The organism is Acidovorax sp. GW821-FHT09A11 (genome assembly GCF_059418365.1).
Genome location: NZ_JBWKPS010000001.1, coordinates 603,293 through 616,370, shown reverse-complemented (window position 1 = coordinate 616,370; position 13,078 = coordinate 603,293). Strand labels below are relative to the sequence as shown.

Here is a 13,078-nt window from a genome sequence, read left to right as displayed (position 1 = left end):
CGGCCGCCCGGAGCGGTCCACACCATGCTGCTTGACGCCACTGAATCCCAACTCGTCCTGGTCGACTACCAGGAGCGCCTGATGCCCGCGATCTTCGAGGGCCCTGCCGTGCTGGCCAATGCCCGCCGCCTGGCCGAGATCGCGCGCATGCTGGAGGTGCCCGTGTGGGGCACGGAGCAGAATCCCTCACGCCTGGGCGCCAATGATGCCGCGCTGCGCGCCCTGTGCCAGAAAACGCTGGCCAAGATGCATTTCAGCGCGGCCGAGGAAGGCCTGGGCGAATGGCTGCGCCCGCCCGCGAAGCCTCAGGGCGGCAACGCGCGCAGCCTGCCCAAGCACCTGCAGAAACCCGCCACCGCACAGGGCGCCGAGCGCGGCACCATCGTCATCGCCGGGTGCGAGGCGCACGTCTGCCTGCTGCAGACCGCGCTGGACCTGATCGACGACGAATTCGAGGTCTGGGTCGTGACCGATGCCTGCGGCTCGCGCACGGAGCGCAACCGCGACGCGGCCTTCGACCGCCTGGCCGGCGCGGGGGCGGAACTGGTGACGACCGAGATGGTGGCGTTTGAATGGCTGGGCAGCTGCGAGCACCCGGCCTTCAAGGATGTGCTCGGTCTGATCAAGTAGCCCGGCATCAGGTCTTTTGGGGCGCTGGCGCTTTCCCTTCATGCGCCGGAAGCTATAAAAAACATAGCAAATCAGCGGCGCCGAAGCCGGGGGCGCGCCAGCCTCCCATGGGCTCAGGTCACAGCCAAGGCTTGAGAAGTGTCACCGCGAGCCCGACCGCCGCGCAGCCACCGAGCAATGGCAGCACGCCGGCCTTGAAGCGGAACAACGCCACCCCCGCTCCCAGGGCAATCACGGCAGAGATCGCATCGAACGCGCCGCCAAAGCCCTGGGGCCACAGCAGGTGGTAGGCAAAGAACAGCGCCAGGTTCAGGATCACGCCCACCACGGCGGCGGTGACGGCGGACAGCGGCGCGGTGAAGCCCAGCCTGCCATGGGTGGCCTCCACCATCGGGCCGCCGGCCAGGATGAAGATGAACGATGGCAGGAAGGTGACGAAGGTCACCACCACGGCCGCAGCCGCCGCGCCCGCGAACAGCGCATCGGGCCCCCACACCTGCTGCAGCCAGCCTCCCACGAAACCGACGAAGGCCACCACCATGATGAGCGGACCCGGAGTGGTCTCGCCCAGCGCCAGGCCATCGATCATCTGCGGGCCATTGAGCCACTGGTAGTGCTCGACCGCGCCCTGGTACACATAGGGCAGCACGGCGTAGGCGCCGCCAAACGTCAGCAGCGCGGCCTTGGTGAAGAACCAGCCCATCTGGGTGAGCGTGCCTTCCCAGCCCTGCGTGGCCACCAGCACCGCCATGGCCGCCAGCCACAGGGCCAGGCCCGCCCCCAGCACCCTGGCCAGGTGGCCGCGCGAGAAGCGGGCGTGCGCCGGTGTCGGGGTGTCGTCGTCGATCAGGGCCGGGCCGTAGCCCCTGGCCGCGCCCGCATGCCCGCCCCCCAGGGCGAACACCGCCGGCCAGCGCCGGGCACCGAAGTGGCCGATGAGGCCCGCCGCCAGGACGATGGCGGGGAAGGGGGCGTGGAACGCAAAAATCGCCACGAAGGACGCAGCCGCGATGCCCCACATCCACCGGTTCCTGAGCGCGCGGGTGCCGATGCGGTGCGCGGCATGCAGCACCAGCGCCGTCACGGCGGGCTTGATGCCATAGAACACGCCCGCCACCGCCGGCACATCGCCAAAACGCAGGTACACCCACGACAGCGCCACCAGAATGAACAGCGAGGGCAGCACGAACAGCGCACCCGCCACGATGCCGCCCCAGGTGCGGTGCATGAGCCAGCCGATGTAGGTCGCCAGCTGCTGGGCCTCGGGGCCGGGCAGCAGCATGCAGTAGTTGAGCGCGTGCAGAAAGCGCTGTTCGCTGATCCAGCGCCGCCGCTCCACCAGTTCGGTGTGCATGATCGCGATCTGTCCGGCGGGCCCGCCAAAGCTGATGAAGCCCAGCTTGAGCCAGAAGCGGAAAGCCTCGGCGAAAGGAACCGGGGCAGGGCTGGTGGCGGCCGTCTCGTCCGGCGGCGGGGCAGGGTGCGCGGAGGTCATGGCATGAAAGTTCTGGGCGGGACGTCTCGATGGGGGTTGCGCGCTGCATGCGCGAATGCATGCAGCGCGCGAGTATCCGCCCAACCCGTGACGGTCCGGGGCCCACCGTTGTTTCCGCGCCGCCATCCGGCGGCGCGCCGTCCCTGCCGCCGAGGGGTTCTTCCTGCGCCCGGACCCCTGCGCACGGTGGATGGGAGGGGGCCTGGAAGGGAGGGCGCGCAGGGCGTGGCGCGGTGTTCCCTGCCGGTTGCGTCAGTTTGCCGCAAGCCCGTCATGAATAATTATGAATTCAAAACCTGCCATCCAGGCGGGCCGGAAGAGATGCCGAGGAGACACCACGATGAGCCGCTACGCCGATTTCTACCGCCAGTCCATTGATCACCGCGACGCCTTCTGGGCCGAGCAGGCCCGGCTGATCGACTGGCAGACCCCGCCCCAGCAGGTGTGCGACTACAGCAACCCGCCGTTTGCCCGGTGGTTCGTGGGCGGCACCACCAACCTGTGCCACAACGCGGTCGACCGCCACCTCGCCACGCGCGCCAGCCAGCCCGCGCTGGTGGCCATCTCCACCGAAACCGGCACAGAGCGCAGCTACAGCTTTGCCGAGCTGCACGCCGAGGTGCAGCGCATGGCGGCCGTGCTGCTGTCGCTGGGCGTGAAGAAGGGCGACCGCGTGCTCATCTACATGCCCATGATCGCCGAGGCGGCGTTCGCCATGCTCGCCTGCGTGCGCATTGGCGCACTGCATTCGGTGGTGTTTGGCGGTTTTGCCTCGGGCTCGCTGGCCTCGCGCATCGAGGACGCCGAACCCGTGGCCGTGGTCAGCGCCGATGCGGGCTCGCGCGGCGGCAAGGTCGTGCCCTACAAGCCGCTGCTGGACGAGGCCATCGCGCTCTCCAGGCACAAGCCCGCCGCCGTGCTCATGGTCAACCGAGGCCTGGCGCCGATGCACCTGCAGCCCGGGCGCGACCACGACTGGGCACCGCTGCGCGAAAAGCACCTGGCCACCGTGGTCCCCTGCGAATGGGTCGAGTCCACGCACCCCAGCTACACGCTCTACACCAGCGGCACCACGGGCAAGCCGAAGGGCGTGCAGCGCGACACCGGTGGCTACACGGTGGCGCTGGCGGCCAGCATGAAGCACATCTTTGACGCGAAGGCGGGGGAGGTGTATTTCGCGACCAGCGACATCGGCTGGGTGGTGGGGCACAGCTACATCATCTACGGCCCGCTCATCGCGGGCATGACCACCATCATGTATGAGGGCCTGCCCACGCGCCCCGACGCGGGCGTGTGGTGGAGCATTGTCGAGAAGTACCAGGTCACCCACATGTTCTCGGCGCCCACGGCGGTGCGGGTGCTCAAGAAGCAGGACCCTGCCTACCTGGCCAGATACAGCGTGAAAAGCCTCAAGGCCCTGTGGCTGGCCGGCGAGCCGCTCGATGAGCCCACGGCCCAGTGGATCAGCGACGCGCTCTCGGTGCCCATCATCGACAACTACTGGCAGACCGAAACCGGCTGGCCCATCCTGACGCTGGCCAATGGCGTGGAACCCCAAACCACGCGCTTCGGCAGCCCGGGCAAGGCGATGTACGGCTATGACGTGAAGCTCATCGACGAAGCCACGGGCCAGGAGCTGGCGGGCGAGAGCCAGAAGGGCGTGGTCGCCATCGAGGGCCCGCTGCCCCCCGGCTGCATGCAGACCGTGTGGCGCGACGACGCGCGATTCGTCAACACCTACTGGAAGAGCATCCCTGGCCGACTGATCTACAGCACCTTCGACTGGGGCATCCGCGATGCCGATGGCTACCACTTCATCCTGGGCCGTACCGACGACGTGATCAACGTCGCGGGCCACCGCCTGGGCACGCGCGAGATCGAGGAGAGCATTGCCGCGCACCCCAACATCGCCGAAGTGGCCGTGGTGGGCGTGGCGGATGCGCTCAAGGGCCAGGTGGCCATGGCCTTTGCCGTGGCCCGCGATGCGAGCGGACTCGACACCGATGCCGCGCGCCTGAAGCTCGAGGGCGAGGTCATGAAGCAGGTGGACAGCCAGTTGGGTGCCGTGGCGAGGCCCTCGCGCGTGTACTTCGTGAGCGTGCTGCCCAAGACGCGCAGCGGCAAGCTGTTGCGGCGGGCATTGCAGGCGGTGGCCGAGCGCAGGGATCCGGGAGACCTGACGACGATGGAGGATCCGGCGGCGCTGCAGCAGGTGCGGGAACTGGTGGGGGAGTGAACGGGCTCGACGGTTCTTCTGGGTTGTTTGGGCTGAGCTTGTCGGAGCCTGCTGGGTTTGTGTGCTGATCTGATCGCGTGCCTGGTTTGAAGGCGGAGGCCGGGGCGACATCCCGGCTTCCGCCCCTGCACCCGAGCCGCCTCCCATCAAGGCGCCGCCCCGCTCCAGCTGGCGCTATGCTCGACCATCGCCACTCCTGCGCTTTCCAAGGACCACCCCATGCGCCTCGCCGTAGAAAACCTCGAAGCCTCCAAGATCCGTGAAGTCGCCAACGCCGGCATGGGCCGGGCCGACGTCCTGGCCTTCTGGTTCGGCGAAAGCGACGAGGTCACGCCCGAGCCCGTGCGCCAGGCGGCCATCGAGTCCCTGCAGCGGGGCGAGACCTTCTACTCCCACAACCTCGGCCTGCCCGAGCTGCGCCAGGCGATAGCCGCCTACGCCAGCGCGCTGCATGGCCCCATCGGTGCGGAACGGATCGCCGTGACCTCGGGGGGCGTGAGCGCGCTGATGGTGGCCATGCAGGCGCTGCTCGATGCGGGGGACGAGGTCGTGGCCGTCACGCCCGTGTGGCCCAACCTCACGGCCCAGCCCGCCGTGCTGGGTGCCCGTGTGCGGTGCGTGCCGCTGCGCGCCGAGGGCGGTGCCTGGACGCTGGACCTGCAGGTGCTGCTCGACGCCATCACGCCGGCCACACGACTGCTCATCGTCAACGCACCCAACAACCCCACGGGCTGGACGCTCACGCGCGCGGAGCAGCAGGCCATCCTGGACCATTGCCGGCGCACCGGCACCTGGGTGCTGGCGGACGAAGTGTACGAACGCCTGTACTACGAGGCGACCCCCCACGGCTGCGCGCCGAGTTTCCTGGACATCGCCGCGCCCGAGGACCGGCTCATCGTGGTGCAGAGCTTTTCCAAGAGCTTCCTGATGACCGGCTGGCGCCTGGGCTGGCTCGTGCTGCCGCCCGCGCTGGTGGACGCCGTGGGCAAGCTGATCGAATTCAACACCTCCTGCGCCAGCGTGTTCACCCAGCGCGCGGGCCTGGCGGCGCTGGAGCATGCGGGCGAGATCACGCCGCCCCTGGTGGCGCGCATGCGCCGCTGCCGCGACACGCTGCTGCCCCGCCTGGCCGCACTGCCGCAGGTGGAGGTGGCCAGCCCGCTCGGCGGCATGTACGCCTTCTTCCGCCTGCACGGCTTTGACGATTCGCTGGCGGTCGCCCAGCGGCTGGTGAGCGAGGCCGGCCTGGGCCTGGCGCCGGGCAATGCGTTCGCGCCCGAGGCCCAGGGCTGGCTGCGCTGGTGTTTTGCCTCCAGGGACCCCGCGCGGCTGGAGGCGGGCGTGGAGCGCCTGCAGGCCTGGCTGGCGCGGTCCAGCCGGGGTTGATGGAGGGCAGAGTGCACGTGGCAGCAGCGTGCCCGGTGCAGTTTGCTATATTTTTAATAGCTTCATGCGCTTGCCTGAAAAGCGCTTGCGCGGTTTTTACCTGAAACTTCCCTGGGCCTGCCGCTGCCAGCCCGATGGCAGCTGCCACTGGGCCGCCCAGCCGGTGAAGTCCGCCAGCGGCATGGGCCGCGCGATGCAATAGCCCTGCGCCTGGGTGCAGCCCAGCTGCAGCAGCATCTGTCCCTGCTCGATGGTTTCCACGCCTTCGGCGATCACGCGGTAGCCAAACGAGCGCGCCAGGCCGATCACGCCCTGCACGATGGCCAGATCGCCCGGATCGCCCATCATGCCGTGCACGAAGCTCTGGTCGATCTTGAGCGTGTCCATGGGCAGGCGGCGCAGGTAAGTCAGCGACGAGTAGCCGGTGCCGAAATCGTCCAGCGACACCACCACACCCAGCCCACGCAGCGCGGTCAGGGTGTGCGCCACGGCCGCCAGGTCGTACAGCGCTGCGCTTTCAGTGATCTCGATTTCCACCAGGTGCCCGGGCACGCCGGGGTGGCGCGCGATGCACCGGGCCATCCAGTCGGCGAAGTCGGGGCGCTGCAGGTGCTGGGCGGCGATGTTGACGCTCAGCGGCAGGGCCATGCCGCGCGCCTGCAGTTCCTCCAGGATGGAGAGCGCGGCCTCGACCACCCATTCGCCGAACCCGATCTCCAGCTCGGTCCCCTCCAGCAGCGGCAGGAATTCGCCGGGGGGCACCAGGCCGCGCTGCGGGTGCTGCCAGCGCGCAAGGGCTTCGGCGCCCACCACGGCGCCGCTTTTCATGTCCACCTTGGGCTGCAGGTACAGGGTGAACTGGGCATCGGCCAGCGCGTCGCGCAGGTGGCGCCCCTGCGCGCGCAGCAGCTGCAGGGCGCGCTCCTGGGCGGCATCGAACTGGTGGAAGCGGTTGCGCCCGGCCTGCTTGGCGGCGTACATGGCCTGGTCGGCATGGCGCAGCAGGGCATCGGCATCGGCGTCGTCCTGCGGGAACACCGTGTAGCCGATGCTGGCCGTGACCACCACGCGCTCGGCGTCGAGCGTGTAGGGGGCCGAGATGCTTTCCATCACGCGGTGGAGCATGGCTTCGCAACCGTTGGCCGAGTCCAGCCCGGGCATGAGGATCACGAACTCGTCGCCCCCCAGGCGGGCCACGCAGTCGAGCGGACGCAGCGCGCGCGTGAGCCGGCCGGCCACCACCACCAGGAGGCGGTCGCCCGCGCCGTGGCCCAGCCGGTCGTTCACGGGCTTGAAGCCGTCCAGGTCCAGGTAGGCCACGCCCAGCTGCGTGCCGTTTGCACGCGCCTGGTCCATGCATTCCTGCAGCTTGCGCGCCAGCAGCACGCGGTTGGGCAGGCCGGTGAGGGCATCGAACAGCGCCAGCCGCTGCAGCAGCACTTCCTGTTCGCGCTGGGGCGTCACGTCGATCGCCACGCCCAGCATGCGTTCGGGGCGGCCCATGGCGTCAAGGCCGACGATCTTGCCCAGGTTGCGCACCCAGCGCACGGCATCGTCGCCGGCCTCGCTCTGGTTGACGCGCCAGGTGGCGTCAAACGGCGTGCCGGGGTGGGCGGTGTGGCGGGCGACCTCGGTGGTGATGCGGTCGATGTCGTCGGGGGCGATGCCGCTGGTCCACTGCGTGGCGCCGAAGGGGCCCTGCGATGCGGGCAGGCCGCGCATCGCGCGCCAGCGGCTGTCCCCCGTGACGGTGCCGGTCTGCAGGTTCCAGTCCCACAGGCCCAGCGACGCGGCCGAGATGGTGAGCGAGAGCAGCGCCTCGCGTTCGCGCACCTGCTCTTCCTCGCGCTTGCGGTCGGTGATGTCGTGCACCGAGAACAGCCAGCAGGGTTCGCCGTCGAATTCGGTCGCCCGCATGGACTGCAGCACGGTGCGCGGCGGGCCGCCGCGCACGTTCAGCTTCACCTCGTAGCTGTTGAGCTGGCCGGAGCGCGCCACCGCATCCATGAGGCGCTGGCGGTCGTCGGCGGTGAAGATGCCCAGCTCGATGGCGGTGCGGCCGATGGCCTCCTCGCGCGGGATGCCCAGCATCTCCACCCAGGCGGGGTTGATGTCCACGTAGCGCCCGTCCATGCGGCGCGACAGGCCCATGGGGTAGGGCATGAGGTGAAAGATGCGCGAGAAGCGCTCCTCGGACTGGCGCAGGCGCTGCTCGGCGCGCTTGGCCTCGTCGATGTCCTGCATCACGCCGCGCACGCGGGTGACCCGGCCGTTCTCGATGACGGGCTCGCCCCGCGCGCGCACCCAGACCAGCCGCCCGTCGGTGTGCAGCACCTCCATCTCCATGCTCCACTCGGCGCGCTCGAGGATGCTCTGGCGGAACCGGTCGCGCAGGGGTTCCCGGTAGGCGGGGGCCACGTGGCGGTCGATGTAGTCGTGCGGCAGCGGGGAGCCGGGCGCCAGGCCATGGATGTCGAAGCACACGTCCGACCAGTAGACCAGGCCCTTGCCGCGCTCGTCCTCCCAGGCGCCCAGACGGGCCAGACGGCCCGCCTGCTGCAGCAGGCTGTTGAGGGCGCGCAGTTCGTCGCTGGCGCGGTGGGCTTCGGTCATGTCGTGGAAAACGAAGACAAAACAGTTTTCGCCATCCACAAGCACGGAGCGTGCCGACATCAGCCCCGGTATGCGGATTCCGTCGCGCTGGGCCACCAGCGGCAGGCGGTCCACCTTGCCCTCGCGGCGGAAGGTGTCCACCAGCCGTGCGCGCTCCTGCTCGGAGGCCCAGATCTTCAGCTCGGAGGACGTGCGCCCGATCACCTCGTCGCGCGGGCGGCCCAGCACCTCGCAAAAGGCGGGGTTCACGTCGATGTAGCGCCCGTCGGAGATGCGCGAGATGCCCGCGGGATCGGGGAGCGTCTGGTAGAAGGTGGTGTACTTGGCCTCCGAGGAGCGCAGAGCGTCCTCCACCTCGCGGTGGGCCGTGATGTCCACGTCCATGCCGATCAGGCTGAGCGGGCGCCCGCCCGCATCGCGGCGGGCCACGGCGCCGCGCGACATCAGCCAGCGCCACTGGCCGCGCGTGTCCATCACGCGGAATTCCGCTTCGTACGTCTCGTCCAGCCCGTCCATGGCCCGCGCCAGCCGGGCGGCGTTGCGCTGGGCGTCGGCGGGGTGGCGCAGCGCATACCAGCGCTCCCACAGGCCCTGGGCGTCCGCGTCGTCGCAGCTGATGCCAAACGCCTCGTAGAACCGGCCGTGGCAGCGGAACTGGCGCTGGACCACGTCCCATTCCCACCGGCCTCCGCCCAGGGAGTCCATGGCCAGCTGCAACTGCTGTTCGCGCTGCACCAGGGCTTGCTGGGTGCTGGTGCGCGCCAGCTCCGCGCGGGCCTTGCTGGCCAGCAGCAGGCGGCCCACGCCCAGCATCAGAACGCCCGCGCCATGGTGCCAGGGAAGGCTTGTCGGCCACGGGGCCCCGGCCGGCGGCGCGAGGTTCGCGAGCCAGAGGCAGGCCGATACCACCAGGGGCAGGGTGATGGCCAGGCCCACCAGCGCGATCCATGCCGCCGGGCGCAGGGGCAGGCGCCGGGCCATGCGCCGCCACAGCCATGCCAGCAGCCACGTGGCGCCCAGCACCAGCACGGCGGGCGGGGTGGCGGAGGGGGCCGTCGCGACCACGGCCAGCAGCGCCACCAGGGCGGTGATGGCGGCCGGCAGGCCGCCGAAATAAAGTCCCATGAAGGCGGCCACGGTGGGATAGGCCACCAGCCTCAGCTCGGGCGCATTCCAGTGCAGCGCGGTGAACGACACCGCCGACACCGCGCCGCCCGCCACGCCCAGCAGCCAGAGCGTGCGCCGCGATGGCCGCAGCGCCTCCTGGGGCGGGAGCCACTCCAGCACCAGGAGCAGCGTCATCAGTACCGTGCCGGCCAGGAGCGTGTTGTTACCCATGGCGGAGCGCGCTGCAAAGGCAGGGCCAGGGGGCCGGGACGGCTTCAGCGCAAACCGCTGCCCGCGCCGACCGGCCCGGGTGGTGTGCGGCGGCGCGGTGCCCCGCGCCGTCCAACGCAAGACTCAGATCGCAGCGGCCCGGGGAAAAAACCATTCCTCGAGTTTATGGCTGTTCCGGCGCCGTCCGGCCCGGCCGCAGTGTCCTGATAAGCCCCGTTGACAGCATCGTGCCGCACACGATGACGAGCGCGCAGCCCAGCATCCACGGCGTGATGCGCTCGCCCAGGAAGATCGCGCCATACAGCACCGCGAACACGGGCGCGATGAAGGTCACGGCCAGTGCCCGGCTGGGCCCCGCGCTGGCGATGAGGCGAAAGTACAGGATGTAGGCGATGCCCGTGCACAGCACCGCGATGGCGACGATGCAGCCCCAGGCGCGGGGGCCCGGCATCTGCGCCGGCCACAGCCACAGGGTGGGCACGGCCAGGCCCAGCGCCGCGCCCAGCTGGCTGCCCGTGGCGGTGGCCAGGGGCGGTATGCCCGTGAGGAAACGGCGCGCAAAGCTGGCCGACAGGCCGTAGAAGGACGATGCCAGCAGGCACGCCGCGATCGCCCATTCGGCGCTGTCGCTCTTGAAACCCGTGCCGGCCGGCGCGCGCCACGCGAGCAGCGCCACGCCCACGAAGCCCAGGGCCAGGCCCGCCCAGCGCAGGCGGTTGATGCGGTCGCCCAGCCAGAGCCAGGCCACCAGCGCGCCGAACAGGGGCACGGTGGCATTCAGGATCGAGGTCAGGCCCGTGGCGAGGTGCAGCACCGCCCAGGAAAACAGCGCGAACGGAATCGCCGAATTGATGACCCCGGCGAACATGATGGGCCGCCAGTGCCTGCGCAGCGCGGGCCCATGGCCCTGGCGCAGCATGATGGGCCACAGGAACACCGTGGCCAGCGCCACGCGCAGCCCGGCGGTGGGCAGCGGGCCGAACTCGGACGCCCCCAGCCGCATGAAAAGAAACGAGGCGCCCCAGAGCGCCGCCAGCAGGATGAATTCGCCGATCCAGGTGGTGACGGGTTGGGTTCCCGGGCTGTTCGGGCTGTTCATTCATGGCCTTTCTCTGGGGGCAGGGCGCCCGCCGGCACGGGCGGCCGCGGGGGCGCGAAGAGCGCATTCTCCATGGTCAGCAGGGCCGTCTTGCGGTCCAGCCCGCCCGCGTAGCCTGTCAGGCTGCCGTCCGCGCCCAGCACGCGGTGGCAGGGCACCACCACGCTCAGCGGGTTGCGCCCCACGGCCGCGCCCACGGCGCGCACGGCCAGCGGCCGGCCCAGTTGCTGGCTCAGGCGCCCATAGCTGGTGGTGCCGCCGCGGCCGATGGCCAGCAGGGCGCGCCACACCGCCTGCTGGAACGGCGTGCCGCCCGAGAGATCCAGCGGCAGATCGAAGGCCTGCCGCTCGCCCCGCAGGTACTGCTGCAGCTGGCTGGCGGCGGCCTGCAGCACGGGATGGCCGGCCGCCTCGGCCCAGGCGTGCCCGCCGTGGAGAAAACTGGCGGGTTCGTGGCGCTGGCCTTCGAACCAGACGCCGCAGAGGCCGGCGGGCGATGCGGCCAGGCGCACCGGCCCAAGGGCGGTGCTGGCCCGCGCCTGCACGGTGTGGGGGTGGTATTGCATGGGGAATCTCGGTGATTTTGAATAAAACAGGCCGCCAGCGCTTGCTGGATCAGCGCGAAAAGCTATTGTTTTGATAGTGTTTCAGGCGCCGGGATGGCGGGCTCCGCCGTGCCCGCCGCCCAGGCGCGCAGCACCGCATAGCTGCGCCACGGGCGCCACGCCTCGGACGCCGCGCTGGCGGCGCGCGCCGGGTTTTTCTGGCCCTGGACACCCAGCGCCTTGTGCAGCGCCACGTCGGCGGCAGGGAAGGCATCGGGCCAGCGCAGCACGCGCATGGCGATGTACTGCGCCGTCCAGTCGCCAATGCCGGGCAGGGCGCACAGGGCGGCCGTGGTGGCGGCCACATCGGCGCCGGCATGCAGGGCCAGGCCCCCGCTGTCCACGGCGCGGGCCAGCGCCACGATGGCGGCCTGGCGCTGGCGCACGATGCCCAGCTGGCCCAGGGTGTCGCCGTTGGCCACGGCGAGCGCGGCGGCCGTGGGAAACAGCCGGTTCAGCCCGGGCCAGGGCGTGGCGATGGGCTCGCCCAGCCGCTCCACCAGCCGCTGCCCCAGCGTGCGCGCGGCCGCCACGGTGATCTGCTGGCCCAGCACTGCGCGCACGGCCAGCTCGAAGCCGTCGAACGCACCGGGCACGCGCAGGCCGTCGCCGCCCGGGAAGTGCGGGTGCAGCACGGCGTTGATGGCCGCCGGGTCGGCGTCCAGGTCCAGCATGGCGCGCACGCGGCGGATCACGAGCGGCAGCACCGGGTACAGGCTGTCGCTGGTCTGCAGCAGCACCTGGTGGCGGGCCACGTCGAAGCGCGCGCTGAACCAGCCGGTGGTCTCCTGCGCCATGCCGGTGCAGGCGGGCGGCAGGCGCACGGTGCGGCGCAGCGTGGCCTCGTGGGGCAGCACCCATTCGACGCCGTGGAACTGCCGCCGCTCGAAGAACGCGAGCAGCGCCGCCACGTCGAAGGGCGGGCGCCAGGCCAGGCGCAAGGTGCTGCCGGTGCCGGACGCGCCCGCCTTGAGGGGGCCCGCGCCGCTGCGCCGCAGCTGGGTGGGATTGAGCCCGTAGTGCCCCGCGAACGCCGCATTGAAGCGCCGCACGCTCGCGAAGCCGCTGGCCAGCGCCACCTGCGTGACCGGCATCGGGGTGTCGGTGAGCAGCTGCTTGGCCGTGAGCAGCCGCCGGGTCTGCAGGTACTGCAGGGGCGACACGCCCAGCGCGGCCTCGAAGATGCGGCGCAGGTGGCGGTCGCTCACGCCCAGGCGTTCGGCCAGCCGGGCGACGGTGGCGCCGCTGTCGCCCCGCGTGGGCCGGGCCGGCCAGAGGTCGGGCGCATCCAGCAGCCGCACGGCCTGCTGCACCAGGATGCCGCTGGCATCCTGCACCGACCACACCAGCGCCTGCGGCGCCAGCTCCGGCCGGCAGCGCAGGCAGGGCCTGAAGCCCGCGCTCTCGGCCTGGGCGGCAAGGCTGAAGAAGCGGCAGTTCTCGCGGCGCGGCGTGCGCACGGCGCACACCGGGCGGCAATAGATGCCGGTGGAGGTCACGCCGGTGAAGAAGCGTCCGTCAAAGCGCGCGTCCCGGGCCAGCACGGCGAGATAGCGGCCCTCGTCCGAGGCCATGTCGGTGTCCGTGGAGGAAGGCAGGTGGGGCGATGTCATGGCGGGATGATAGGCCCCGGCGGCGCGCGCACTGGCCGTTTTCGGACATGTGCCTCGGCGCCC

The 13,078-nt window shown here is 70.8% G+C and carries 8 protein-coding genes; 3 read left to right on the top strand and 5 right to left on the bottom strand.

Annotation, left to right across the window (positions count from 1 at the left end):
* Positions 1–24: 24 nt before the first annotated feature.
* Positions 25–630 carry an isochorismatase family protein gene (locus AC07PV_RS02805; RefSeq protein ID WP_218295058.1) on the top strand — a complete coding sequence of 202 codons (606 nt, stop codon included), beginning with the start codon at positions 25–27 and terminating at the stop codon, positions 628–630.
* 118 nt (positions 631–748) lie between these two features.
* Here the strand turns inward: AC07PV_RS02805 and chrA are convergent, their stop codons facing one another.
* Positions 749–2,125, bottom strand: coding sequence for a chromate efflux transporter (chrA, locus tag AC07PV_RS02800; RefSeq protein ID WP_494629314.1), 1,377 nt, complete (start codon positions 2,123–2,125; stop codon positions 749–751).
* Between the two features lie 340 nt (positions 2,126–2,465).
* On the opposite strand from chrA, the gene AC07PV_RS02795 reads away from it, so the two are divergent.
* Entirely contained in the window at positions 2,466–4,361 is a 1,896-nt protein-coding gene (locus tag AC07PV_RS02795) for a propionate--CoA ligase (RefSeq protein WP_494629313.1), read from the top strand.
* Between the two features lie 219 nt (positions 4,362–4,580).
* A complete protein-coding gene (locus AC07PV_RS02790) occupies positions 4,581–5,747 on the top strand; it encodes a pyridoxal phosphate-dependent aminotransferase (RefSeq protein WP_218338609.1) in 1,167 nt (388 codons plus the stop codon).
* Between the two features lie 96 nt (positions 5,748–5,843).
* On the opposite strand, the gene AC07PV_RS02785 is transcribed toward AC07PV_RS02790, so the two are convergent.
* The 4 genes from AC07PV_RS02785 to AC07PV_RS02770 all read right to left on the bottom strand — a co-directional run bounded on the left by AC07PV_RS02785 (position 5,844) and on the right by AC07PV_RS02770 (position 13,015).
* Positions 5,844–9,698 carry an EAL domain-containing protein gene (locus tag AC07PV_RS02785; protein WP_492253191.1) on the bottom strand — a complete coding sequence of 1,285 codons (3,855 nt, stop codon included), beginning with the start codon at positions 9,696–9,698 and terminating at the stop codon, positions 5,844–5,846.
* Positions 9,699–9,861: 163 nt separating this feature from the next.
* The gene (locus AC07PV_RS02780; RefSeq protein ID WP_218295053.1) at positions 9,862–10,797 is read right to left on the bottom strand and encodes a DMT family transporter; all 936 of its coding nucleotides are present in this window, start codon (positions 10,795–10,797) and stop codon (positions 9,862–9,864) included.
* Positions 10,794–11,363, bottom strand: coding sequence for a methylated-DNA--[protein]-cysteine S-methyltransferase (locus AC07PV_RS02775; RefSeq protein WP_369642435.1), 570 nt, complete (start codon positions 11,361–11,363; stop codon positions 10,794–10,796). The genes AC07PV_RS02780 and AC07PV_RS02775 overlap by 4 nt, the downstream gene beginning before the upstream one ends.
* Before the next feature lie 62 nt (positions 11,364–11,425).
* Positions 11,426–13,015 carry a DNA-3-methyladenine glycosylase 2 family protein gene (locus AC07PV_RS02770; RefSeq protein WP_494629311.1) on the bottom strand — a complete coding sequence of 530 codons (1,590 nt, stop codon included), beginning with the start codon at positions 13,013–13,015 and terminating at the stop codon, positions 11,426–11,428.
* Positions 13,016–13,078: the final 63 nt, after the last annotated feature.